Raw genomic sequence first — 214 nt, 5'->3', positions numbered from 1 at the left:
CACCCGTTCTACACGGGCAAGCAGAAGATCCTCGACACCGGTGGCCGCGTGGCCCGGTTCGAGGCGCGCTACGGCAAGAAGAGCGCCAACTAGCACCCCTGCAGCGCCGGTCCGGTGACTCGTGGGAGGACAGCAGGTGGAGCAGCTCGACGCCGTCGAGGCGGCACTCGCCGAGCACGCGCAGATCGAGCGTGAGCTGTCCGACCCGGCGGTC

At 69.6% G+C, this 214-nt stretch carries 1 protein-coding gene; it reads left to right on the top strand.

Annotation, left to right across the window (positions count from 1 at the left end; translation table 11 throughout):
- A partial coding sequence (gene rpmE, locus ATM99_RS15700; RefSeq protein WP_082659894.1) for a 50S ribosomal protein L31 occupies window positions 1-93 on the top strand: 93 nt, incomplete at its 5' end.
- Window positions 94-214: the final 121 nt, after the last annotated feature.

It is taken from the genome of Cellulomonas sp. B6, from assembly GCF_001462455.1.
In the GTDB taxonomy this organism is placed as follows: Bacteria; Actinomycetota; Actinomycetes; order Actinomycetales; family Cellulomonadaceae; genus Cellulomonas.
This window is presented reverse-complemented; position numbering and strand designations above follow the sequence as displayed.